Source organism: Niallia sp. Kr1 (assembly GCF_050389805.1).
Taxonomy (GTDB): domain Bacteria; phylum Bacillota; class Bacilli; order Bacillales; family Cytobacillaceae; genus Bacillus_BD.
In genome coordinates this window covers 1,491,705-1,516,002 of the sequence record NZ_CP130945.1, presented here as the reverse complement: position 1 = coordinate 1,516,002, position 24,298 = coordinate 1,491,705, and the positions used below count along the sequence as shown (strand labels likewise).

Below are 24,298 nucleotides of genomic sequence, written 5' to 3'. Positions count from 1 at the left end.
TAACTACGAAAAATTAGTTAAAAAACATCGTGAAAGAGGAAGCAACCGTGGAATATAAAAAGCGAGAGAAAGGTTTTATATTGGAATTTAATGAAACAGAGGAAATCAACTTTGAAGGTTTCGTGAATAACCTTAAAAAAACACGAAGAATTCAGTAGTCTTTCATCAAACAATGAATTCTTAGTGTTGATACTGAATGAAGGCGTCGCTTCATAACACATAAAATAAACGTTGTAAAATGGAATTATTGGTACAAACTTTTGTCCATATTATCGAAAATTCACAAAAATGCCCCTACTTGTCATTTCTTTGAACTCTTTTCCACTGTCATAAACTAATTCCATTGTTTCAGCATCAAAAATGTAGAATAGTATTAAATTATTCAAATAACTGCTTTAGAGTATCGTTCATGTCATTTTTAGGTTGTTTTTTCGTAAAAATCATACATATCTGCTAATTTGTAGAATCCTCTGATTCCTCGAATTGTTTCCTTACCCCTTTTCTAACGTTTTTTATAAAAACAAAAAGTACCAGTCTCTATTAAATTACTAACTACAATATGTCATAACCGGCTGGAACCTTGATATATTTTTTCTTTATGGTATTTTTCACGATTTCTTCATTGCCAGACACATTATATTCTAAAACTTCATATACAGTTGATAAAAGTTCAAATTTTGGAGGTATCAGATGCAACGTTATATGTGTAAAGGGAAAATCCACAGAGCTACTGTAACTGAAGCGGATTTAGATTATCCAGGAAGCATTACAATCGATAAGGAACTTATGAAAGCAGTCGATCTCTTGCCTTATGAAATCGTTCAAATTACCAATCTCCGGAATGCAGCCCGCTGGAAAACCTATGCCATTCCTGGGGAGTCACATTCGGGTGTTATTTGTTTAAACGGTCCTCCTGCACATCTTTTTCGTAAAGATGACATTGTCATTATTTTAAGTACTGGTATCTTTACGGAGGAAGAAATCAAACAGTTAAAGACAAAAGTAGCTTATGTAGATGGTCATAATCAAATCAATAAGGTTGTCGAAAACCCATTGATGGAATCATGGGAGGATTAGTACATTGTCACCTATTGTGGATCCAAACAGAGAGTTTATTAACAAATGGGAGATGTATAAATTATTAATACGTCACCCCGTAAAAAACGTACAAATCCCTGAAACCCAATTATATTCAACAGAATCCTTGTCATCTATGCTGATGAAATATCCCGTTCTTTATATAAAGCCAATTGCCTCTTGGGGTGGAACGGATATCAGTACCCTTCAACTAAATGAGAACTCCTATATTTGGAGGGTTCAAGGAAAAGATTCTGTCATTCTTGATGACTTTAATGAAATCTATCATCAAATTGGAGAGTTTTACCAGGATACAAACATCATCATACAAAGAGGAATCCCTACTATTCGATATGACAATCAACCATTCGATATAAGGTCTCATTTATATAAGGAGATGGATGGTTCTTGGTTATATGGGGGTAATTTAGTAAGAATTGGCGGGGCAGGATCCATCGTTTCCAATATTGAAATTAGTAATGGTACCGTTAAACCGACCGATGAAGTGATCTCTGCACTATTTCCAAACCAACCCTTTTCCATAGATACATTAAAGACCATCTCCATGGATATTTGCCATATGCTAGATCAATACCATTTTTTCACGGAAGTCGGAATTGATTTTGGATTAGATCATGATGGAAACCTATGGATTATTGAGGTAAATACAGATGATACCCAGGGCTGTCCCGATCCCTATTTGTTTTCCCTTCTTCCTGACCAAACCTCCTATAATCAAATCATCCAACATAAAGCTAAAATTTATGAAAATTGGATGAGGCATATGATTGATTCATTTGAAGCTTATTTAACGGAAAAAAGTAAAAAAACAGATTGATCTAGACCTTCTATTTATTTTCTATTATTTAAATTTATGTCAGAAGGTGGTTACAATGAAAATGCCAATCTATTTAGACTTCTTGTCTAAGTTTGGTGTTGGTGGTGCCCATCCAGGGGGCATTGACCTGACAAAAGAACTATTCAGGTATGAAAGAATCACCCCTACAACAAGAATCCTAGATGTTGGGTGTGGCACTGGTCAAAGTGCAGCTTATTTAGCCGCAACATACGGAGCCATCGTAACCGGAATAGACATTAATCCAATTATGGTCGAAAAAGCAAGATCGAGAATGACCAGAAACCAATTACCGGCTAAAATTATCCAAGGATCGATCGAGAACTGTTCATTAACAGATGAAACATTTGATTATATTATTTCTGAATCTGTTCTTTCTTTTGTCAATAAACCCAAATCTCTAACTGAAATTTTTCGATTATTAAAGAGTGGGGGTCGTTTTATCGCAAATGAACTGATCATTAATCAACATCTTCATCCAAGCCATACGAAGGAAATTACCCAATTTTATGGAGTCGATTCCTTACTAATGGAAAAAGACTGGCTTACTTTACTACAACAAACAGGATTTAAAGGGATAGAAAGTCGTAAGCAGACACAATCAATCTTACAACAAAATGTGACACCAGAATTCTTATATTCAGATTATATTGAGCCTGAACTGTACACCATCATGAATCAACATTTCTATATAATGGGCAAATATCACGGAATTTTAGACTATCGGGTATTTTCTTGTACAAAATAGTTGCTTAGAAATCCTTAAAGGACCGCAAAAAAATTGCGGTCCTTTCTTGTGTAACTAAATTAAACTTTGAACGATATTTAAATGTAGAGTAAGAAACTGATTTCAAAGGGATAGCTTTTGCTATCTCTTTTACTTTCAGCTCCTCCTCATCAAACCGTACGTGAAGTTTTCCTTCATACGGCTTTCCGACGTTCTTCTTTCCTTGGCTTTACAGCGTCTAACTAGCTAATTTCACTAATATATGTTTCACTTCTTTTCTTACATCCTTTAAATTTCCATGTTTCTTACGATTATTTCTCTTTTTGTTATGAAATAAGGTAAGTCGTTCTAATACATACCAGTCGATTCTATTTAGCCATTTCTTTGCGTGAGCCGAGATAAGATAGTAATTCTTGAAACCTTGCAGTTTCCTATTTAGCCCTTTTACTAACTCTCTGATATCCAAGTATAATTTATTCCTTGGTTCTGTATAGGCTTTAATCTTAGAACGCATTTTCTTCATCGCATTCCTCTTAGGTATATGTGACATGACATATAACGTGTTTCCACCTTTTCGTCTGATTGGAAACTTCCGATTATGAAATCCTAGAAAATCGAAACCATCTATGTCATTCCACAGATTAACTAGTCTCGATTTATTTCTATTAATAGTAAGGTCAAGTTTCCTCATTATTGATTGGATGACCTTTATACTTTCAAGTGCTTGTTGTTTGGTTTTACACATAATGACGAAGTCATCCGCATACCTTATGAGTTCACCCAAGTCTTTGAACTTCTTCTCCCAAAGCATATCCATTGTATTTAGGTAGATATTAGCTAAAAGAGGTGAAATTACACCACCTTGCGGTGTACCAGTAATTGGATTTCTTATTTTGCCTTCCTCCATTATGCCTGACTCTAGCCATTTTCGAACAAGCTTTAAAACCCGTCGATCACTAATCCTTTGTTCTAATATTTTCATCAACTTGTATTGATTAATATTATCGAAATATCCTTGGATATCGACGTCTACTACCCAAAAACATTTCTTACTGGCTTTTCTTATCTTTGCCATCGCTTGATGGGCATTTCGCTTTGGACGAAAACCAAACGAACAGTCATGAAAGTCAGGCCTCGAATATTGGTTCAATAACCATTTTCGTTGCCATCTGTACGACCCGATCTTTAATAGTTGGAATTCCTAATGGACGTTTCTTTCCATCATCCTTTGGAATATAGGTTCTTAGGACTGGACTAGGGTGATAACGCTTCTCCTTTAGTTCCAAATAGAGCTCGTTCATAAATTTCTTTTCCCCGTACTCCAAGACGATTTGTTCAATCGTCTGTCCATCGACACCTCCACTTCCTTTCTTTCGCTTCACACGTTGCCATGCCTCCCATAGAATATCAGGACGATAGATTTTGTCATATAAAGCGTGAAATCTTCGAGTTGGACATTCCTTGGCACAAAGATATAACGTCTTCCAGAGTTCTTGAGCTTTTACTTTATTGGTGTAGTTAGTCATTTTCCTGACATTCACTGACTCTTACCTCCTTCTGACATATGAACGAAGTAGGGTAATGGCTTGCGCCGTCCTTCCCTAGACAATGTTGTGTTGTCATTGTCATTAATGGTACTATACCCCCTCCGACTCCCTCTCATCCATCCACCACTTCGTTTGCACTTATAGGTTTCTGCTTTACTTTCGTTAGAAAGTGACAAGGAGGGTATCCCCAGTTCCGCTAACTACTTTACTAACATGTCGCTCCCCATACCCCGAGAGATTCATCGGTGCTGCTATTCCAAGATCTTCACACCTTCCATGGTCTTCGCCCATTATCCCAAGGCTCGACTTCTCTTTGGCTACCGTAGGTAGGTTCTTTTGACGAGACGGCAGAATTCACTTTATGTTACAACCTGTTAGTTTGCTCGCACTCCGCTAGGGAGTTACTTTGTCACAGGGCTTCAACCTTAGAATTTCTTCACCAGTTGCCTGTCAGCTACTGAGCGTCTTGGTACTTACTCAGGTTGGACTTTCACCAACTAGCAATTAACGGCTTGCTGGGCACGCGAAGATAAAAAGACTTGCTGAGCTCGCAAGTCTTTTTTGTTATATTTAAATAAAGAACGGGAAAAATGGGCCAAACCTTCTAACTCCAAAGAATGGAAAACCAAACAATCCAAATGGTCCAAAGAAAGGAAAGAACTGTCTACTACTGCTACTCTCATCTTCCATATGCATAAACTCATGGTGATGGTGATGATGATGCTCAAGATGCATTTTTGGCATAAGAATATACATTTTCTCTCTGTCATAGCTATGAAGAATCCCTTGATAAATAGTACCATCATTTAATTCCACTTGAATAAATTGATATAAATGCTTTCTGCACTTATGGTGATGATCATGGTGATGATCATGATGATGTTCATGATCCCTTTCGTTATAAATAGTATTTTGATTTATATATGGTTGCATGAAGCGCCCTCCTCTATTTTTATACCTTTACAGCTTATTCATAGACAAGTTTTTCTGCTACCAGTTTTTGTAAAACCTTTATTACGTTTGAACCATTTCGTCTATAAAGGTAAGAATAAGTCAATTATGAAAAATCAAATCTCTTTCTCCATTAATGTTGATACTACTTTGAAACCAAGATTTTGATAAAGTTGTTTGGCAAAATTGCCTGTAAATACTTGTAACTGGACTTTATGAATACCCTGTTCTTGCAACTTATTAATCCCTTCCACACACAACTGTCGTGCGATTCCTTTCCTTCGATATTCCGGAAGAACATATACTTCTGTGATCACGCCAACCCATTTACCACCATAATAGCTGCATGTATTAGCGATACCGATCCAGCCCTTGATGACGTTATTTTCTGAATAAACAAGGTAATAACCACCATCTTCTAAAAAGGACGAAATTAGTGGAACCTCTTGAGTTTCTTTTACATCGATCAATCCCATTGTGGATTCCTTGAATACATTCAGAGAACAGTTGAAAATCTCTTCGGTTTCTTGATATGTCGCTTTTCTTATCGTCATCCTCTGCTCCAACCCCTTTATGGTTGTGGTTTAACCGAGTGCTTTTTACATGTTAAACACAACATCTAAACACACGAAAGCCTAGTACATTTTGATATTTTTTGGTTAATTGTTCATGGTGGTCAAGGATATCATACAGCTCTTCATCCAACTGTTCAGAAAGGTAAAAATCAGTAGTATTTTCAAATTCTGGCTGTTCCAACGTCATTTGAGATTTCTCTATCTTTATTTGATGAAAACCGGCTTTTTGTAAATAGGAATTCCACTGAGACTCCGTTAGAATTCGAGAAACTCCATAAAATTCCATTATTGAAGTTTGTTCTTTCTCAGATAGTGGTTTCTCAAGAACCATTTCAATAGCCAATAAGACACCATTTGGTTTCAAAACTCTTATTAACTCAGAAAGGGATTGACGGATATCTGTAAATGCGACTACCGATTCAGATAGAACCAAATCAAATGACTTCTCACCGAATGGTAAATTTTCGATCGTCCCAAGCCTAGCATCGATAGGAAGATTTTTAGATCGAAATCGTTTTGTCGCTTTTTCCAACATCATTTCATTATGATCTAAACAGGTCATTTTACATTTATATTTTTCTGCTAAAAAGGCAGACGTTTGTCCTGTACCACACCCAACATCGAGAATGGTCGTTTTTTCGTCTATTTGTTCCTTTGAAAACATTTCCTTAGTCAGTGAAAGACCGCCGGGATGGGCACCTCCAACACCGAATTGTGCCAAACAATCAAGATATGTGTATTTCACTCTTTTCCCCATCTTTTATTAAAATTTTATTTTCACAAAGTTTTTTCTCTACAACATGATGCAGTAACCATTTTATTTTTTATTCGCTTTAGTAAAAATGGGACTGATCTCACTATAAAGTTGTTTTAAACTTTCAGCAGTATTTTTCATCTTCTCTACATCTAAATTCCCTACCGTATCGTAAATTTCTGAAAAAATATTTGGCTTTGTTGGATTTTTACGATGATACATTTGTCTTTGATGCCTATATCGTGGTGGGAATGGGCGTCTAGGTCTCAATGGAAACATGATAAATACCTCCTTTTGTAATCGGTATATCCTATTCAAAAAGTAGATTTGGGTTAGGGTATCCGCCCTGTATTTAGCATTTAATTTTATAAAATTGGTATTTTCATCCTACACGTTTTTATAGGGTCGGGATCGAATTAATACGGTCACTTCATGTTACATTGTGCATATTTTATTAAAATGAAGGATGCTAGGAGTGTTGAGATGAGCGTAATTGAAACCGATAAATGGTTGTTAGAATCATATAATAGACCCATAGAAATTTGTGAAAAATTAAGATTGTTTTTTGATGGTGTTTATGCCTCTGAGATTTATGATTATTTATTACTACATGGTATGTACGATCCTCTAACAAATGGAAAGGATCAAATAACAAAGTTACAAAGAAAACAAGTCTGGGAAATCGTTCAACATGAAGTGCAGATCCTTCAAAAATTGTGGAAAGGGCCAGATATTCCCATTTTTATTTTCCCTTCCGATACACGGAACGAAATAATGAAAAAGGAATTTAACGGGAAGGCCGGTTTATCCTTTAAGGATAAAATATTTTTGTTTATCTCGGAGGAGAACCATGAAGCGGAAATAAGATCATTACTAACCCATGAATACAACCATGTTTGTCGGTTGACCTATTATTCAAAAGTTGAAGACGACTACACATTATTAGATACCATTATTTTAGAGGGTTTAGCTGAAAATGCCGTAAGAGAAAGAATTGGGGAAAAGTTTATGTCATCTTGGACCTCTTACTATACCGATAAAGAATTGCAAATCATGTGGGAAAAATTTATGGCCCCAAACCGTACTATTTTAAAAACAGACCCTAAACACCATGAGATACTATATGGATCAGCCTTATACCCAAAAATGGCGGGTTACTCAGTTGGTTATTTTTTGGTTAAAAAATACATGGCCATTCATCATCTCACATCAAAAGATGTACTATCCACCGAACCTGCACAGTTTTCTCTTTGAGATAAGTTCATGAATAGAATTTTTTCAAAACCAATTGGTTCTTTACTTCATTAGTAAAGGGTGCCGGTACAATCCCGACACCCTTTTTTTGTTTAATGGTTATTTTAGTTCCAAATTACGGCACCAACAATAATGAGAAGGATAAATAAAACAACGATTAACGCAAATCCTCCGCCATAGCCTCCGCCATATCCATAGCCACCATATCCATAACCACCATATCCACATCCAAAGCCCATTTATAACACTCCTAACTTGTTATTTTTAAATCTTAGTAGCCCCACCAAGAAGCTCCAATAATGATAAGCAGAATAAATAATACGACTAACAAAGCAAATCCAGATCCATAGCCAACTCCAGCTCCGCCCATATCTATCACCTCCAACGTTATAACATAGACTATGTCATTACAGGGTGATTTGATTGGATAAAACCCTAACTTTTTATTTTTGGGCTTAAAGTAATTTCAGCTCAATAAAAAAACCTTTAAAAGGTGTACTATACTTCAGGAGAAGAAATTCAGTATAAAAATTAAATACACTCTCAATACACAATGGTAAAACAACTTAGATGTCTATGTTTCCTTTAATCATGTCTAAGCCTTTTAGTTAACTGCTACCACAGCAATGCAGTGGGCTTTCACGTTCAGGAAGTTCTATAAACCTTGTATGTTTGTCCATTCCGATTTTAAATGAATCGCATAAGATATCTTGTACACAAATTCGAATGGAGGAAAAACGTATGTCAATTGGTTATTATCATGGTTTATGTAACAGATACAGAGGTAGGGCTGTTGAAATCAGAACCCGTGATGGAAGAGTCCATAGAGGGATTATACATCGTGTTGGTGGAAACAGAGTCTATCTTCGACCGCTGGGACCTAGAAGAAACTTAGGTGGATTTGGTTATGGATACTGGGGTTGGGGCTTCGGCGCAGGAATAGCCTTAGGTGCAATAGCCGGAATAGCTTTACTCGGATTCTGGTGGTGAGGCATTAGGTAGGACATTAAAGCATCATTTCAAGCTTTTTATCATTCCTTATGGACTAAAATGGTACAAACTCAAACTTGTCTAAACCTCACAAAAGTCTCCTTGTAGAAATCAGGAATTTATAAAATGCTAAAAAAAGGGCTTCTGGGAATTCAGAAGCCCTTTTTATTAGACTCTCCAAAGGAAGACTCGTCATCTTCAATAACAATATCCGTATATGGAAGGTTTTCTTCAGATGGGTGGGTTGCTGCCTCTGAGGATGAATCATCATGCTGAGTGTCATCTGGCTTGTCCGTACTGGGCTGACTATTTTCCATCTCCTCTTTCATTTCCTTCATTTTGTCCATATCCTCTTTTACTTGCTCCGTGACTTTCTTGGGAATCGCTTCTTTCCCGTATGTTGCACCAATATTTAAAGCACCACTTAACGTTTTAATGCCTAGCTGTGCAAAATTATTATTTTGCTCATATTTATCTAAATATAGCTTATCTACATAAAGTGTTTTAAAAATAGGTTCCTTCTCCTTCATAGCATCCTCTGTTTCGTTCAAATGTTTCATAAGTATATCACTTTTTTCACTTAGTTCCTCGAGCCTTTTCAACAACCCGGACTGGACTTCATTTACCAACAATAAATTATGTTCTAAGAGTTGAACTCTCATGTCAATCTGCGTATAAAAGACTTCCCTCTCAGCCATTTTCTCATTTGAAGGTTCACGTGTTGAAAAATCTTCAGCTGGCATCTCTCGATGATCGTCTATTTTTGAATTCGCTACATGATCATTGAGCATCGAAATTTGATTTTCTAAAGCTTGTATTTTCTCAACCATCTGTTTTTCTATTTGGAGATGAATGGCTTCTTTTTCTAAAATTTGTTCGATGAAAGGAATTAAGCGCTTATCCACTTTATTTTCCACTTCACTTAGAAGGGGATTTGTGGGAAATGTTCTTTTTTCTTCTATAGAATGTTCCAACTGGTACACCCTTTGTCCCAGTTTTTCTAATTTTTTGTTTAGGTCATCAAATTTCTGAACGTTCCCCCTATTTTGGCCTTGAGAATCTTGCCTCTGATTCTTTTGTCCTTTCTCCTTTTTTTCTTCAACGCTGTCTCTGTACATGGTTGTTCGAATCTGCTTTTCAAACTCTAATAAGCCTTTTATTTGAACCTCAAGCGTATTGATTCTTAAAATTTGCTTTTCCCACTCAATCTCGTTTTTCTTTTGGGCTTTTTGATTAAACATCCCTTTTATAGGCATCCGCTCTCCCCACAGTAAATCAATTTATTTATTTATTTTCCGATCCGTTGATTACTCAATATTTACGCGCTCTTCTTTCAAAAATTGCCGTTTATATGAAACAAATAAAAGCCCATTATTAAATTTTGCACGAATTTGATTCGGATACGTCGGTTCAGGGAGCTGGATCTCTCGTTCAAATGCTCCGTGAAATCTTTCTTGCTGCACTGGCTCTCCTGAAATCATTTGCTGGTTAGTACCTTTGATTAATAGGCTGGTACCTAACACAGATAATTGAATATTTTCCTTTACATAACCTGCCAACTCCGCAATTAATAAAACTTCTTCGTCCGTTAGGAAAATATCGATGGGAGGAAATTTCTGTTCCCTCCCCATTTTCATCGTATTATTTCCCCCCGATTGATGTGAATCAGTATTGTTTTTCATAAATTCATCGAAGGAGGATTGTTCAAATATTCCATCCCAAAAATCACCAGTTTGGTATTTTTTTGCCAAATCCATCCATTGTAAAATCTTATTCATATCCATGATGGATCATCCCCTTATAATGCTCAATATGAAACACGGTCCATTTCTTCATTTATAATTAATGATATTTATCATTTATGAAATCATTCATAAAATTTGTCCACTCCTAAATTTAAACCTTAGGATTTACAAGGTCCATCCAGACTTCTTCGACTAAAAACATATTTTTTAGAGATCAAACATATAGTTAAATATTCAAGTTAAAAGAAAGGATAAATAAGTCATGTTCTTTATACCAACGAAAGTAAATATTACTGAAATAAAACTAAATAACATAGATCATTGTAGTTCAATATCTTTTAGTTCTACCTTAAAACAAAACAGAAATGTGAAGGCAAAAAAAAATCAAGGATTTGGTCAGCAATTGGGGGATGAGTGTTTAAGAATCTACACAACAAGTGCTACTATGGATCATGATGTCGAGGATTCATTCTCACAAAAGGCAACTGATAAACGTCTTTGATTAAAGTATGTAGGAGGATTTAAATCGTGGGACCTGTTCCGTACATTAATATTAATATCAATATCATTAAAGTAAATTCATTTGAGAATGCATCCGCCATCAATGTAGGGCAAAATTTATTAGCAGAATGGCATAATTCCGATAAAAAAAACCAAGGGGTAGGCCAAAACATGGGGGATGGAACCCATTTTATCGGTACGAGAAGTGCTGTCGATGACCGGGATCAAATTGATTCAAATTCCTCTTTTGAAACGGCTAATCTTCCGAATCCATAAGGAGTAAAAGAATGACATTTGCACCTGTAACATTAAATATTTTAGGAATTAAGATTAATGCAATTGATCATGCAGCCGTCGTTAATCTCGGTCCAAGTCAACACTTGGACCAGTTTGTTTCTTATAAACGGAATCAAGGGATAGGAGAACAAAACGGAGATTTTTCTCCCACGATTCTGTCTAATTCTTCGGTTTTAGATCCAGATATCTCTGACAGTAACTCCGTTAAAACAAGCCTACTATAGTCTATAAGACATTTGTTACGAACAGTTGTGAAAAACTGAAAAGACAGGGGTGTTTCATATGTTTTTTGTTTCACCAGGAGTCATCAATATTCTTGGATTTAAAATCAATACAATCGATAATGGTGCCATATCAAATATGGGAACCTTGCAATTAGTTGATCAACTCGTCACATATAAGCGAAATCAAGCCTTTGGAGAACAAAACGGAGACCTTTCACCAGTAGCCGTCCCAGCTGCAATAGTTATCGATCCCGATGTTAGTGATAGTAACGCCATTAAAAACAGTGTCTTGTAAAAAACAAGGAGAATTCTTTAAAGTAATGGAAAAAAGATATCTAAACAGAAAAATCCCCTAATTTGAGGAAAAAGACAATCATCAAATTGGGGGTTTTTTGCAGCAAAAATACACTAGAAAAAATTAGAGAAGACAGAAGCGCTCTGTTTCAGTTGGTCTTCGTTTTTTTACTAGACTTCCATTCAATCCCACTAGCAACACATCCCATACTTACAATTAATAAAATAACATTTATTGTGTTATGTAACCAATTTGGCATATAAATCCCCCCAAAAGTATTTTCAATCTAATGAGTAATAAAGTGAAAAATAAAAAAAGAGTTTCATAATTTAAAATAATCAAATCCAACTTCCTTATTATAAAAGATTAACCGTTATATAACAACATCCCCATATTGTAAATAGATTTCTTTTAACCGCTAATATGTATGATTTAAAGTTAAAAGTAAAAAAAGGAGTGCTTAATCAAATAATGAACGATAATGCCCCTTTTTTATAAAAAACGTATTAAATTTTAAACCATCGAAACAATATGACATGAGTGTTTTTATACGATTATAAGGAGTTAAAAAAATGGCGTTTCCATAATTAATCCGTTCTGATATCCATTCTATCTCTGATGTTTCTTATGCAAAAATTCAAAAAGACGGTACCCTATACATTGACACCAAAAATGATGTTCTTCATTGATAAATGCTATGTTTGAAATTGGTCCATCGTTTTCCGTCCAATTCTTTTTCAATCTATTATTATTAACTATTCAGCTGATGATGGGTTTCCAATTTGACCTTGATCACTAATATCAGGATCTTGGACATTTGTATTAATCAAAGCTTTAGCTGGTGAAAAGTTCCCCATTGAAAAATTTGCACCAGATAACTTTAAATTTGACGTGTGACTATTTTGTATATTTCTTCCTACATCAATGTTTGCATTTTGTGTAAGACCATTCACAACTAAATTATAAATCTTAATTTGATTTGACATAAGTACCTCCTATAGTGCGTATTCTTACAATAAAATATGTCAACCCTTCTAATTGAGAAATGGACAAAGATGGAATAAAAATAAAAAAAGGATATGAAACGTAAATAATGTACTAGACACCTTCCAAACACTGGAAGATGTCTAGTACCCTTAATGTCACTCTTTTAATACAGGTTTTAATAAGCATCGTACCGGAAATGAACGCTTTTACTTATAAAATATAATATAAACTATATAACTATCTTTTTCTTATTTCTTTCAAATCTATAAAGCTTTGCTTATGAAATCCTTGCACGATTAACCATACTGCCAACGTCATTTCATACAAACCCACTGGCAAGGCAAGGAATCCCTTGACTGTAGAAATAGGAACAATGATCCCGAACATATCTAGGATGCCAGCCAGAAATACCATAACTGCAGTGATTATCCCAAATATCGCTAATGGTTTTGGCACTAACCCTGTTTTTAGAAATATATAGCTGTACAAAACAGTATTTAAGCCTAACATCAAATTAGGACCTAACATAAACGTCCAACGATGAAAACTTTGCAGCATGAAACCTACAGCTTGAAGGTCAACATCACTTAATTCACCTGTTTCATAGAAGCTTGAAAGATACAATAAGCCTAAAATACCCACTAAACCAATCGCAATAAAAACAGCTTCCATGAACCGAAAACAAAGATATCCTAATGCGATATGCTCATTCCAATGGCGAAGATAAGGAAAGAGCATTACCGCTGTTCCAATAACCGCCATTACAAGAATAAGATCATTGAACACACCCATCAAAATCTTTGGTTCGTAACCATTTGCCACAGACATCACCCATTGGTCGGATAAAATCGGCTGATATAAGACAACTGCGATAACAGAAGAAACCGCAGCAACAATATACAATAGACCAATGATCATTCCATTCCATCTCTCTCGTGTCATTCTTTTTCCTCCATTCATAAATACATAACAAGAGACTTATGTTATACTAATGACAAAATATTTTAAAAATTAAGGAGTTATTATGGACCATTGTGAAATCGTTGAGGATGCTTTGTTCTATATTGAAAACCATTTGCATGAACCATTATCAATAGAGTCTGTTGCCAATACTTTCAACATGTCCAAATACTATTTTCATCGATTATTTTCGGCCATGATGGGCTGTTCCTTAAATCAATACATCCTATCGAGAAGATTGAATGCTGCCCTAACATACATTCAAGACACCCACTTCTCGCTCACAGAAATTTCTTACCGACTCAACTTTGGCACTCAGGCTTCCTTCACGCGCGCATTCAAACGTCATTATGGTATGACCCCAAGTTCTCTAAGATTAGAAAATAAGACCCTATCACAGATGCCGATCCCTTCTGTCGTAAAAAGACCTATTAAAAATCTCAATGGGGATATCGTTACTGATTTTACATTAATGGACTTTGAAACGATTAGTGTGAGTGGGATTGCTTTTGAAGTCGATCTAGGCACGGATGATTACAAAAAGAAGATTCGCTGGCATGCCAATATGCTTTTGGCAAACATAGATGAAACGGTTAACGGTTCCTGCTATGTCATTTATTCAGATTGTCAACCAAATTCCACCCGTTTCAAGGTCTTGTTCGGAATTCCCCAAGATATACAGATGAATCACCCTTATTATTTTACAGTCGATGTCCCACAACTTTTTTGTGCTAGGTTCAAGTATGATGGGGATCTCCTTGACATAGGAGATGTCTTAAGTACCGACTATGCAAGATTTTTAAAAATATCTAAACTGGAAACGGGAAATTCACATATCGAACTTATTCAGGTTTTTGATAATATACACGAGCTTGATTCAGACTATCACATTTATACACCAATCAAAAAACTGCCGCTTGACTTAGTTGATTAATTCCCCCTCCATTTCACCACACTGATAAAATAACATGAATAGGGTTATTAGACTTTCCAATTCTTGCTGTAATGAAATCAAAAGGGGTGTTTTTATGACCAAATTAACAATTAAAGAACTTCGATCGCGTCAAGAAATCATAGCAGCCTTTCCTGTAATGAAACAATTGCGAACACATCTGGATGAATACTCTTATTTGGAATTAGTAAGCGAGGCACAAGAAAAAGAGGGCTACAAAATGTTTGCCTTGTATGAGAAGAACAAAATCGTTGGAGTGATTGGATTTCAACCCATGATCACCCTTTATTATGGAAAATATATTTGGATATGCGATTTAGTGATTGATGAAAATAAGCGTTCAAAAGGATACGGTGAAATACTACTTTCCTATACTCATCAATGGGCTACTGACAATCAGTATGAAAGCATTGCACTATCTTCTGGATTACAGCGTACAGATGCACATCGTTTTTATGAAAATAAAATGGGGTATGATAAAGTGAGCTATGTCTTTAAAGCTTCTTTGAAATAAGGAGATAGGGGGCCTCTCCGTACCCCTATCTTCCTCATAACATTTACTACCCTTTATGAGCTGATGCAACATCATCAATATCTTCTAGTCTTTTTAACCATTTTAAAATAAACTCTTCTTTAAATAGACTAAGGAGCGTACCCTCACTAACTCTCTCTGCTCGAATTCCACCTTGGATAAGTGCAAGGATACATTGAGCATCAAGTGAATTCACATTCGCTTCTCGTATCGCTCGATCATTCCATTCAATGCCATTATTTTCTAAAATCGAATGGTATTTTGTCAGCTGATATTCGGGATGATTGGAGGAAAACTGAATAAACTCCATGACAAACTTATGGACAAGACCATCATAATGTACAAAAGGCATTCTCTTTGGAGACTGGGGACTTCCATCATGTTCATGATCAATCACTCATTTCCCTAAAGACTGAAATTCAGACAAGTGGTCCAAATATTTTGTAAGGTTTTTAAACGAACTTCGGGAATTTAGTTTTTCTACAAATTCACACCACTCCTCATAAATGGAGCGTAGGTTATGGTCCAAGTATGTAAGAGCCTTTTCTTTGATATTTTCTAGAACTCCATAATAGGCTTCTGCGATAGCTCCTGTAATTGCTGCTAGTGTGTCACTGTCCCCTCCAACAGAAACAGCTGTTCGAATGGCATCTTCAAAGGATGACGATTCCAAGAATGCTTGGATGGCTTGTGGAACCGTTTCCTGACATGTTTCATTAAATGGAGAGGTATCTCGGATTTCATCAATTGTAAAATCTAGAGAATAATAGTGAAGATTGATTGTATTATCGATCTCTTTTTTCGGAATTCCCTGTTTAGCCATAAATATAGCTACAGCTGTAGCCTCTGCACCTTTTAGTCCTTCCACATGGTTATGCGTAACTCTTGTTACGATCTCGGATAATGAACATACTTCCTTCACCGTCCTTGAAATAAATCCCACTGGACTTATTCTCATCGTAGCTCCATTTCCAAAACTGTTATACGGTTTTGGATTGTCACTGAAAACCCATTGTGAAAACATGCCACCAAATCCACAATTCGGATATTGACGACCCATCTCTTGCATGTATTTGATGGACATGCGTTTAAGAATGGTATCAAATTCATTGTCATAACCCCCCTCAACGAAGGAAGGTTTTACCCTTTTTTCTGTTTCCATCAATGCTTTAGCAATGGCAAGCGTCATGATACTGTCATCCGTTACTCGACATTCTGCTGTAAAAAGCTCAAACTCTTTGCTTCTATGATTATTGAACTCAAAACGAGATCCAACAATATCTCCTATAATAGCACCAATCATCTTTTTCACACCTTTCTATTAAAACTTTTATAGGTCATCATTTTTTCGCATCTAAATCCTTATGATCGAAAGCGATTTCGATTAAAGCTATCAAAGAGGCAATAATGATCTCTATTGTAGGAGAAAGAGTAATACTTCTCATAAACTCATCTACGATAAATAGAACGATCCAGTTTGAGATGGCTTCAAAACTAATTCGAATCAAGAACTTATTGATTGTTCCGGTTATATTCTCACTAAACAGCTCATAAATGGCACGCGTAAATAATTCAACAACAAAACCCAGAATATAAAAGCTCAAAACAAAAACAACCAGTGACCAGCCCGACTGATACTGAACACCGAGTAGTTTAAAAACCCCTGCCATTCCAAAAAAATAAAGCCCGATAACAAAGCCTGAAACTAATAGAATGAGCAGTGTGACCCCGACAATGGTTAACAACTTATCTTTGAAATTCATCTCACGAAACGAATCATCTTGTTTATGATCTGACATAGATCCGATTCCCCTTCTATTATTATCCATTTTTTGTATAGTTGTCATATCCTTTAATACTAACATAATAGTATGAATTTAATGTTTTGAAATATTAAAAGGGTGACAGGCACCTTCCATAAACTGGAAGATGTCTGTCACCCTTTAGACTAAACTTGTAATACTTTAAATTGTCCGCCACCTAATAAGTTCTTCACATAATCGATCTTAGCCTGATTAAAATAAACTTGATCTTTGTCATTCACTAAAAATTGAATCCCTTCCAATTCAGTGATTTCATCATGTTTTAAAGCCGACTCCTCCAGAGTCAGTCGAAGCTGAGGTCCCCCTCAACCAATTCCCATTTCTAATCGAATGAATGGCTTTTTTCCTTCATCGATGACATCCTGTACTTCATTCTTAATTTTTGTTATCGCCGCCTGTGTCACTTTTACCATTTCCCATCCTCCTTTCAATTACGCTTTCTATTACTGTTTCTATATTAGTTTCTTCCTATTTTACCTCTTTTTAATAAATATACCAATGATGAGATCTCGTTTAAAATTTTCATAAAATGAAAACCGTCATATGTTACCTGGGATGTTTACTGGTTATGTAGATGAGGAGTATGTTACGCATCGCCATTCGATTTGGTTTAAAAAGTTGCAGGAGAAAAGACATTTAAGAAGAGTAGTTAACGTAAAAAGAAGATCATCACCTACAAACTGTAGACAATGATCTTCTTTTTCAATGCAAAAAATATTATCATTTATTGTACTTCAATTTTGTCCCCAACCCTCACCTTTCCAGTCTTCAAAACTGTAGCATAAACACCAAAACTTCCTGCATTATTTTTCACAATCGATCTTAATACATCAGGATCCTGCGGAAGATCTCCTTGCGCTAATGTTGTCATGACACATCTCTTTGTTTCCTGTGTGATCTTTAGTTCAACATTTCCGATTGTTAAGGTTTTCCCTACCCAATCATTTTCAATAAATGCTTCTGAATCAGAAACCTCAATAATCAGATTGGGTCTAAATCGTCTTGGTTCAATTCTGCTTTCTGGTGCTAGTTTTCTTAAATAATTAATCGTTGAGGTTGTAATAATATGCACCATATCAATATCAAAAAACGTACCTTCAGGTGAAGTTCTTGTAAAAACTGTACCTTTGTCTTCTAGTTCCTCGATTTCTTCCGGAATATATCCTTCAAATTGTACATCGTTTGAGGAGGGTGTTGATAAATGTACGTTTCGATTAAAACTATTTGAAAGCAATGTATCTTTACCTTCATCAGTGCTAAGAATTGACCTTCCATCTGGAAGTGTAATTCTTACTGGTGGGATAACCGCATTCTCTTGTGGGGGTTTAACAAAATGGGCCCGATACTGAAACATGCTTGGCCATTTCTTAGGATTCTTCGCATTAGCTAGTTTCCCCGTTTCCCGATCAATAACTCCATAGGCTCTGTCCCCTAATAACCCTTTTTCCGTAACTTCACATGAATTTAATTCCTCTCCCATCATCGACTTCACAGGATATCTCCAAATTGAAGCTAGCTTTGAGAAAGTCATGCCTATCACCCTTTCTATTTTAGTAAAAAACACAATGTCCTAACTGTTAGTATATTATTTTACTAAAAATTTGCAAAAGAAATGCAATTCCAAGCTTTGCTCTCAACTGAGTAAAGACGTAACCTTACAAACTATTATGTATTACTCACACTATTAGCACAACGTTAATAGTGTTAATTATCAATATTATATTAATATATTGATATTTTCTTTTTGAAGAAATATGATTAGTATTAAAATGAAAAAGAAGAAGGTTTTGGAAACGATGGAGAATACTCATACATATGTGCCATCAAGGTTTAATGCCCTTTCGCATACTGACGATGGTGGCTTAGTCCTTTTTAATAGTTTTAATGGAGCCATTGTCCATTTTTCAGAAAAGGAAAAGCAAGAAGTGCTTACCGCTCTCAAAAGGGTGGGAATCAAGGATTTGCAGCATGATCTGCATAGAGATTTATATGACAATGGGTTTTTAGTGTCTGATCGTGTAGATGAAAAAAGAAGAGCTCAATTTCTGCATCAATCTCTACATCGAACTGATATGATGCATCTTGTTCTTTTACCAACAGAAGCCTGCAATTTTTGTTGCACCTATTGTTATGAAACATTCCCACGAGGAAAAATGGATCCCAAAACGATCTACGCCCTTAAAGCACTTGTACAAGAAAAGTCTACAAACCTATCAGATTTACATATTAGCTGGTTCGGTGGTGAACCACTGCTAGCATTAGACGTTATGGAGGATCTTTCCCATTCCTTTTTAGCCAGCACAAAGGAAAACGGTGTTCAGTATTCATGTGACCTTGTGACAAATGGTTATTTTTTAACAAAAGAGGTGTTTGAAAAACTTCTCACTTGGGAAATCCGGCAGTTCATGATAACAATTGATGGAGTTGGAGAGATTCATGATCGCCGTAGGCACCTCGCAGGCGGTGGACAAACATTTAACAAAATCATTGAAAATTTAATGTCTATAAAGGAAATTTCCGGTGAATTTGATATTACAATTCGGATGAACTTCGATGAAAGTAATTTACAGGAAACATCGAAACTCATTGAGTTTTTGAAGGAGCATTTTTCTCATGATAAGCGATTTGGTGTGCTATTTAGACCCGTTGGCAGATGGGGTGGCGAAAATAATGACAACCTTCCTGTATGTAGCCGAGTGATCGCAAACAAAAAGATATGGGAATTTACCGATAAAGCAATCACAGAAGATCTTGAGATGAGTTCCATGGTAGCTGGCTCTTTATTACCTTCTGCTTCAGTTTGCTATGCTGCGAAGCCTCATTCACTAGTGGTCGGATCCAATGGTCAATTATATAAATGCACCGTTTCCTTCGATGAAGAAATGAATAAAGTGGGGAGCATCCACGAAGACGGAAGCTTAGAACTTGATTATGATAAAATCGCACATTGGGTCACATCGGGAGAAGAAACCGATTCTGTATGCCAATCCTGTTTTTATCGTCCCGCTTGTCAAGGAAATCATTGCCCTTATTATCGAATCCAAACCGGTGAAAGACCATGCCCATATGAAAAGAGAAGCATTAAAAAGGTATTAAACTTGATTTGGAAAAGCAGTTTACAATCGTAAGTGGACCTGCATGATTTGAAAGGTGGTGAAATAGATGCGTGTACTACGTCCAGCAACTGACAAGGTTAACTCCGGGAAGATTATGAAGTCTGTACCAGGTAACTTAAAATAATGCTTTTCCATTAAGAAGCAGACTACTGGTGACGAGAAGGGTTCCTGCAGTCTGCTTTCTTTTTTCTTTCCTTATAATAAAAGGGGATTTCTGTTTCAAACTCCTTTTAATAGATCCCATCTATCCCCTCACTCTATCCTTTGCTTCATTATTGATAGCGAGATTTTATAAAAAAAAGAACCAAAGAGCGAGTCTTTGGTTCAAAGTCTATATTTTTTAAAAGGAAAGAGATGTTTCAATGAAAGGGTAATAATCCATTACTTACTTACAGTTGTTCTTTCAAGATCAGCAAACGTAATATCTTGTTGATCGCCAATTGTATTACCTTCACCAATTGTTAAACCGTTACGAGTTTTATCACCATCGTACGTATCAGAGTAATATCTTCCAAATACAACGTCAGCCCCATTAGCAGCAACGTTATCTTTAATTACTGAATTTGTGATTGTAGCATCAACAACAGATTTAATAATGTTGCCTTCTTTTTGTGGAGATTCACCATCTAAGATATAAATACCGCCACCAGCAACCGTAGCTTCATTTCCTGTAATTTCACTTCCATTAATTACTAATTTAGAAGTATCTCTCATGGCAATCGCTCCACCAGAACCATGTTCAGCATGAAGTGATTTATTACCAGTGAATTTACTATCATAAATATTCACATCAGCATTATAGGCCATGATTGCACCACCAGCACCGGAAGCTGTTGTGTTGCCTGTAAATGTAGAGTTTTTCACATTTAATACCGCTCTACCTTGATCTGGTGTTAAGCCATGTGAATTAGCATAGATAGCTCCGCCACCGTTGAAATGAAGTTTATTACTTTTCGCAGCCCCATTTACGACGCTACTATCTTCAAAGTTAAGTGTAGATGCACCTAGAACAAACATCGATCCACCCATTTTAGCAGTATAACCTGCACCATCAACGGTTAGATGTTTAACGGTAGTTTCGATTGCATCACTTCCTAATTCCTCATCCTTACCGGTAAACATTAAGGTTGGATACCCCTCACCTTTAATGATTTTTCCATTTCCATCAATTGTAACTGAATCTGTTACAATAACGGTTGCACCTGTAATGACATCTGCTTTATCAGCTCCACCCGCATTATTAGGGTTAGCCTTTTCACCTTCAGCTGTAAGGTCGCTTGTTAATTTAATCGTATCACCATCTGCTGCAGATCCATCAACATATACGAACTTTCCTTCTTCTGTATCAGGGTTAACGATGTAAGCATAATAACCTAAAGCTTTTTTAAGATCATCATAACTCTTAACCTCAATAACACCATCTACGGCTTCAGGTTTTTCAATTTCTTTCGCAGCTTGTTCGAAATAGGCTTCGGATGCACCTGCCTTGTCTAAGTCAACAGCTAATAAGGCATTGTCTTCTCCACCCGCTTGTTTCACTGCGTCTGCCACTGCATATTTAACTGCTTTACCTGTATTGGTGGCACCAGCTAAAACGTCAATATCCAAGGATTGTTTTTCGACCATTAGGTCAGGAAATGTGTCAACGGTTTCCTTTACCGCTGGTATGTAATCAACTGACTCTCCCTGTTCTGTAATGGCAATGGATTCCATTTTATCGGCAGTAAAAACCACTTCAACTGTAACTGGACCATTATTTCCATCAGCAGAAGCTGTATAAGTTCCTGCTTTAAATGTACCACTTTCACTACTATTTGCAGTGTCGGCGGTTTCATCGTTGTTACCACAAGCACTAAGAGGTAATACAATGGCAGCTGATAATGCTAACCAAGCAAGCTTTTTCTTCATGTTAGTTCCTCCTTTAATTTCTATAAATAAAATTTATCATAGAAAATTGAGGCTTAATATTGTGAATGATGTAACAAAACTTCGGGACATTTGTCCCTGTTTGTGTACTTTTTGTGAACCAAATCACGAATGACTTCTAGTCAAAAAAAGGAGTTGATCATCTACACACAATAGATGCTCAACTCCCTTTTCAATAAAGTTCTATCAACTTTCAACTATTTTTCATCAACCAATACCGCGCTGCTTTCGTTCGATTATGAACGTTAATTTTCTTAAAAAGATTGCTAATATAGTTTCGAACAGTTTTTTCCGATATATAGAGCGATTCTGCAATTTCTTTGTTCGTACTTCCTTTGCTAATCATATTCAAAATATCGGTTTCTCTCGGACTCAATTGTTGTTCCGTAGGGTGATTCCTAGTGTGTAATTGTTTAAAAATCACTTCTGTTACAGACGGATCTAGTACTGATTCATTTTCAAAAACGTTAAAAACACTTTTAATTAACTCATCACTTTTAATATTTTTTAATAAATAGCCATTTGCTCCCGCGCGAATCGCTTCCATGACGATATGATCCTGAGAATAAGCTGTTAAAATAAGAATTTTGATTTCAGGAAATTGCTTCCTTATCTTCTTGCATCCTTCTATCCCATCACCATCCGGTAGTTTAAAGTCCAATAAAATCACGTCAGGACGACCAACTGTGATCATCTCAATCGTTTCCTTAAGAGAAGCTGCTTCTCCGCAAACTTCAATCCGATCATGTAGTTCTAATATTAATCTTAATCCTTTTCGAACAATTGTATGATCATCAACTAACATTACTCTGATTTTCTGTTTTTTCATTTTGTAAACACTCCCATGGGATCTTCACTTCAACACTTGTTCCCTTTATACTGTTACTAATATGAAATGAACCTCCAACACTTTCTGATCTTTCCTTCATGGAAGAAATCCCAAGATGCGTTTTTCGATCAAGATTTTTCATTTCATTGAAATTCATTCCGATTCCATTGTCAGTAATGGTGATATATAAATAATTCTGCTTTGTTTCAATCCATACTTCTGCATGGGATGCCTTCGAATGTTTGACAACATTACAAATCGCTTCTTGTATTACATAATAAATTTGTGTAGAAGTTTCCGGAGATAACTGTGCAACATGTAAGGAGGATGTTTCGTCATTTAATCGAATCTGTATCCTTTGGTTTTCATTATATTGATGGATCAATTGTTTGAGGCTTTCAATCAAATCCTCCATCTCGATCTTTTGCAAAGAGGAATGAGAAATAAATTCCCGGGTTTTTTCAATTGTATGATTTAGATCTATTTTTACCTCTTCTAAAATTTCGTTTGTCTTTTCCCCATTTTTATTCAGCATGACATATTCCACTTTTAATCCAGCTGCATACAATCCTTGAATGATACTATCATGTATTTCTAATCCTAGCCTTCTTCTCACTTCCGAAGAAATCCGGTGTTTTTTTAAACGATTTAGTTTTTCTTTTTGTTCCCAGTCAAACGTTTCAACTACTTTATATAATAAATAGCTAATGAAGATTCCAACCAAAACTTTTAAGAAAAGAGAAGGAACTTTTACATATTCCATAAATAGCCCTTTGTTAATAATATTAGCAGGGAAAAAATTCGATTGACTGACAAAAAGACCTTCTAACAACCCATTAATGAGAAATACCCATGCTAAACTCTTATAGCGCTTTGCCATTTGAAGCGATTTACTTTTGGCTATTTGATTCCCATTGAGAAATAGGGCTACCGCCGCAATAATACCGCTCGGAAAACCCAAGGAGTATCTCATCGTGATGATATTGTATTGGAGGTTTAATAAATGATAATCTGCTCCATGAATAGCCATTAGTCCAAGATATCCAGTTAGAAAAAGGAAGAATAAAAGAATAGGGATCAGCAAAATTCTTCTTTTAACCTTTTTCCGTAATGGTAATAAATCAAATCCGAATAAGAATAAATAAGTAAATGAAAGAGATTTTAAAATTTGATTGATATTATATAGTGCTAGAGAAAGATCTGGATACAGATCGACCACTACGATCATCGTCACCCACTCTGAAATTCCATGAATCATTCCGAAATACCCTAAATACTTGATCGATTTAATTAAAGATACATTATTTAGTTCTTTATTCTTTTCTTTCAAACAAAAAATCCCCATATTTATGAAAGCAAATCCATATATGAGGTATAAAA

The 24,298-nt window shown here is 35.8% G+C and carries 31 protein-coding genes; 12 read left to right on the top strand and 19 right to left on the bottom strand.

Features of this window, described 5'->3' with window-relative positions; all coding sequences use genetic code 11:
• Positions 1-690: 690 nt before the first annotated feature.
• The 3 genes from panD to Q5760_RS07585 are packed head-to-tail and all read left to right on the top strand — an operon-like array spanning position 691 to position 2,681.
• Positions 691-1,077: an aspartate 1-decarboxylase gene (gene panD, locus Q5760_RS07595; protein WP_428911598.1), complete on the top strand. Its 387-nt coding sequence runs from the start codon at positions 691-693 to the stop codon at positions 1,075-1,077.
• 4 nt (positions 1,078-1,081) lie between these two features.
• Positions 1,082-1,915, top strand: coding sequence for a YheC/YheD family protein (locus Q5760_RS07590; RefSeq protein ID WP_428911597.1), 834 nt, complete (start codon positions 1,082-1,084; stop codon positions 1,913-1,915).
• Positions 1,916-1,970: 55 nt separating this feature from the next.
• Positions 1,971-2,681: a class I SAM-dependent methyltransferase gene (locus tag Q5760_RS07585; protein ID WP_428911596.1), complete on the top strand. Its 711-nt coding sequence runs from the start codon at positions 1,971-1,973 to the stop codon at positions 2,679-2,681.
• A 217-nt stretch (positions 2,682-2,898) separates the two neighbouring features.
• Here the strand turns inward: Q5760_RS07585 and Q5760_RS07580 are convergent, their stop codons facing one another.
• The 6 genes from Q5760_RS07580 to Q5760_RS07555 form a co-directional block, all read right to left on the bottom strand.
• Positions 2,899-3,810, bottom strand: coding sequence for a reverse transcriptase domain-containing protein (locus Q5760_RS07580; RefSeq protein WP_428911595.1), 912 nt, complete (start codon positions 3,808-3,810; stop codon positions 2,899-2,901).
• On the bottom strand, positions 3,788-4,201 hold the full coding sequence (locus tag Q5760_RS07575) for a hypothetical protein (RefSeq protein ID WP_428911594.1): 414 nt from the start codon (positions 4,199-4,201) through the stop codon (positions 3,788-3,790). Before Q5760_RS07575 ends, Q5760_RS07580 begins: the two co-directional genes overlap by 23 nt.
• Before the next feature lie 576 nt (positions 4,202-4,777).
• Positions 4,778-5,140, bottom strand: a complete 363-nt coding sequence (locus tag Q5760_RS07570; RefSeq protein WP_428911593.1) for a hypothetical protein — start codon at positions 5,138-5,140, stop codon at positions 4,778-4,780.
• A 134-nt stretch (positions 5,141-5,274) separates the two neighbouring features.
• Positions 5,275-5,712, bottom strand: coding sequence for an N-acetyltransferase family protein (locus tag Q5760_RS07565; protein ID WP_428911592.1), 438 nt, complete (start codon positions 5,710-5,712; stop codon positions 5,275-5,277).
• 52 nt (positions 5,713-5,764) lie between these two features.
• Positions 5,765-6,478 (bottom strand): methyltransferase domain-containing protein, encoded by a 714-nt coding sequence (locus Q5760_RS07560; protein WP_428911591.1) that lies wholly within the window; start codon positions 6,476-6,478, stop codon positions 5,765-5,767.
• Positions 6,479-6,550: 72 nt separating this feature from the next.
• Positions 6,551-6,766 carry a hypothetical protein gene (locus tag Q5760_RS07555; RefSeq protein ID WP_428911590.1) on the bottom strand — a complete coding sequence of 72 codons (216 nt, stop codon included), beginning with the start codon at positions 6,764-6,766 and terminating at the stop codon, positions 6,551-6,553.
• Positions 6,767-6,970: 204 nt separating this feature from the next.
• Here Q5760_RS07555 and Q5760_RS07550 point away from each other — a divergent pair, with 204 nt between their 5' ends.
• Complete coding sequence (locus tag Q5760_RS07550) at positions 6,971-7,741, top strand: DUF2268 domain-containing protein (RefSeq protein WP_428911589.1); 771 nt, start codon at positions 6,971-6,973, stop codon at positions 7,739-7,741.
• Between the two features lie 104 nt (positions 7,742-7,845).
• Here the strand turns inward: Q5760_RS07550 and Q5760_RS07545 are convergent, their stop codons facing one another.
• Both Q5760_RS07545 and Q5760_RS07540 read right to left on the bottom strand, forming a co-directional pair.
• Positions 7,846-7,980, bottom strand: coding sequence for a YjcZ family sporulation protein (locus Q5760_RS07545; RefSeq protein ID WP_428911588.1), 135 nt, complete (start codon positions 7,978-7,980; stop codon positions 7,846-7,848).
• A gap of 32 nt (positions 7,981-8,012) precedes the next feature.
• Positions 8,013-8,111 carry a YjcZ family sporulation protein gene (locus Q5760_RS07540; RefSeq protein WP_428911587.1) on the bottom strand — a complete coding sequence of 33 codons (99 nt, stop codon included), beginning with the start codon at positions 8,109-8,111 and terminating at the stop codon, positions 8,013-8,015.
• A 371-nt stretch (positions 8,112-8,482) separates the two neighbouring features.
• Here Q5760_RS07540 and Q5760_RS07535 point away from each other — a divergent pair, with 371 nt between their 5' ends.
• Entirely contained in the window at positions 8,483-8,731 is a 249-nt protein-coding gene (locus Q5760_RS07535) for a hypothetical protein (RefSeq protein ID WP_428912520.1), read from the top strand.
• A 152-nt stretch (positions 8,732-8,883) separates the two neighbouring features.
• Here Q5760_RS07535 and Q5760_RS07530 read toward each other — a convergent pair whose 3' ends face one another.
• Together Q5760_RS07530 and Q5760_RS07525 are read right to left on the bottom strand one after the other, a co-directional pair.
• Entirely contained in the window at positions 8,884-9,972 is a 1,089-nt protein-coding gene (locus tag Q5760_RS07530) for a hypothetical protein (protein WP_428911586.1), read from the bottom strand.
• 66 nt (positions 9,973-10,038) lie between these two features.
• Positions 10,039-10,515 (bottom strand): Hsp20/alpha crystallin family protein, encoded by a 477-nt coding sequence (locus tag Q5760_RS07525; RefSeq protein WP_428911585.1) that lies wholly within the window; start codon positions 10,513-10,515, stop codon positions 10,039-10,041.
• A 328-nt stretch (positions 10,516-10,843) separates the two neighbouring features.
• Here Q5760_RS07525 and Q5760_RS07520 point away from each other — a divergent pair, with 328 nt between their 5' ends.
• Genes Q5760_RS07520 through Q5760_RS07505 form a run of 4 tightly spaced genes read left to right on the top strand, consistent with a single transcriptional unit; the run spans position 10,844 to position 11,793 of the window.
• The gene (locus Q5760_RS07520) at positions 10,844-10,978 is read left to right on the top strand and encodes a hypothetical protein (RefSeq protein WP_428911584.1); all 135 of its coding nucleotides are present in this window, start codon (positions 10,844-10,846) and stop codon (positions 10,976-10,978) included.
• Positions 10,979-11,001: 23 nt separating this feature from the next.
• Positions 11,002-11,253, top strand: a complete 252-nt coding sequence (locus Q5760_RS07515) for a hypothetical protein (protein ID WP_428912519.1) — start codon at positions 11,002-11,004, stop codon at positions 11,251-11,253.
• Between the two features lie 11 nt (positions 11,254-11,264).
• Positions 11,265-11,498 carry a spore germination protein gene (locus Q5760_RS07510; protein WP_428911583.1) on the top strand — a complete coding sequence of 78 codons (234 nt, stop codon included), beginning with the start codon at positions 11,265-11,267 and terminating at the stop codon, positions 11,496-11,498.
• 58 nt (positions 11,499-11,556) lie between these two features.
• The gene (locus Q5760_RS07505; protein ID WP_428911582.1) at positions 11,557-11,793 is read left to right on the top strand and encodes a hypothetical protein; all 237 of its coding nucleotides are present in this window, start codon (positions 11,557-11,559) and stop codon (positions 11,791-11,793) included.
• Positions 11,794-12,548: 755 nt separating this feature from the next.
• Here the strand turns inward: Q5760_RS07505 and Q5760_RS07500 are convergent.
• A complete protein-coding gene (locus Q5760_RS07500) occupies positions 12,549-12,779 on the bottom strand; it encodes a spore germination protein (RefSeq protein ID WP_428911581.1) in 231 nt (76 codons plus the stop codon).
• A gap of 238 nt (positions 12,780-13,017) precedes the next feature.
• Positions 13,018-13,722, bottom strand: a complete 705-nt coding sequence (locus Q5760_RS07495) for a DUF4386 domain-containing protein (protein ID WP_428911580.1) — start codon at positions 13,720-13,722, stop codon at positions 13,018-13,020.
• Positions 13,723-13,804: 82 nt separating this feature from the next.
• Here Q5760_RS07495 and Q5760_RS07490 point away from each other — a divergent pair, with 82 nt between their 5' ends.
• A complete protein-coding gene (locus Q5760_RS07490) occupies positions 13,805-14,674 on the top strand; it encodes a helix-turn-helix transcriptional regulator (protein ID WP_428911579.1) in 870 nt (289 codons plus the stop codon).
• A 94-nt stretch (positions 14,675-14,768) separates the two neighbouring features.
• A complete protein-coding gene (locus Q5760_RS07485; RefSeq protein ID WP_428911578.1) occupies positions 14,769-15,206 on the top strand; it encodes a GNAT family N-acetyltransferase in 438 nt (145 codons plus the stop codon).
• Between the two features lie 46 nt (positions 15,207-15,252).
• On the opposite strand, the gene Q5760_RS07480 is transcribed toward Q5760_RS07485, so the two are convergent.
• The 4 genes from Q5760_RS07480 to Q5760_RS07465 all read right to left on the bottom strand — a co-directional run bounded on the left by Q5760_RS07480 (position 15,253) and on the right by Q5760_RS07465 (position 18,578).
• Entirely contained in the window at positions 15,253-15,576 is a 324-nt protein-coding gene (locus tag Q5760_RS07480) for a DUF6508 domain-containing protein (RefSeq protein WP_428911577.1), read from the bottom strand.
• 45 nt (positions 15,577-15,621) lie between these two features.
• Positions 15,622-16,527, bottom strand: a complete 906-nt coding sequence (locus Q5760_RS07475) for an ADP-ribosylglycohydrolase family protein (RefSeq protein ID WP_428912518.1) — start codon at positions 16,525-16,527, stop codon at positions 15,622-15,624.
• Between the two features lie 37 nt (positions 16,528-16,564).
• Positions 16,565-17,023, bottom strand: a complete 459-nt coding sequence (locus Q5760_RS07470) for a YrvL family regulatory protein (RefSeq protein ID WP_428911576.1) — start codon at positions 17,021-17,023, stop codon at positions 16,565-16,567.
• Positions 17,024-17,771: 748 nt separating this feature from the next.
• A complete protein-coding gene (locus Q5760_RS07465) occupies positions 17,772-18,578 on the bottom strand; it encodes an MOSC domain-containing protein (RefSeq protein WP_428911575.1) in 807 nt (268 codons plus the stop codon).
• Positions 18,579-18,816: 238 nt separating this feature from the next.
• Here Q5760_RS07465 and Q5760_RS07460 point away from each other — a divergent pair, with 238 nt between their 5' ends.
• Positions 18,817-20,175, top strand: a complete 1,359-nt coding sequence (locus Q5760_RS07460) for a radical SAM protein (protein WP_428911574.1) — start codon at positions 18,817-18,819, stop codon at positions 20,173-20,175.
• A 369-nt stretch (positions 20,176-20,544) separates the two neighbouring features.
• Here the strand turns inward: Q5760_RS07460 and Q5760_RS07455 are convergent, their stop codons facing one another.
• The 3 genes from Q5760_RS07455 to Q5760_RS07445 form a co-directional block, all read right to left on the bottom strand.
• Positions 20,545-22,071 carry an FMN-binding protein gene (locus Q5760_RS07455; RefSeq protein WP_428911573.1) on the bottom strand — a complete coding sequence of 509 codons (1,527 nt, stop codon included), beginning with the start codon at positions 22,069-22,071 and terminating at the stop codon, positions 20,545-20,547.
• Positions 22,072-22,282: 211 nt separating this feature from the next.
• Complete coding sequence (locus Q5760_RS07450) at positions 22,283-22,918, bottom strand: response regulator (RefSeq protein WP_428911572.1); 636 nt, start codon at positions 22,916-22,918, stop codon at positions 22,283-22,285.
• Positions 22,884-24,248, bottom strand: coding sequence for a sensor histidine kinase (locus Q5760_RS07445; RefSeq protein ID WP_428911571.1), 1,365 nt, complete (start codon positions 24,246-24,248; stop codon positions 22,884-22,886). The genes Q5760_RS07450 and Q5760_RS07445 overlap by 35 nt, the downstream gene beginning before the upstream one ends.
• Positions 24,249-24,298: the final 50 nt, after the last annotated feature.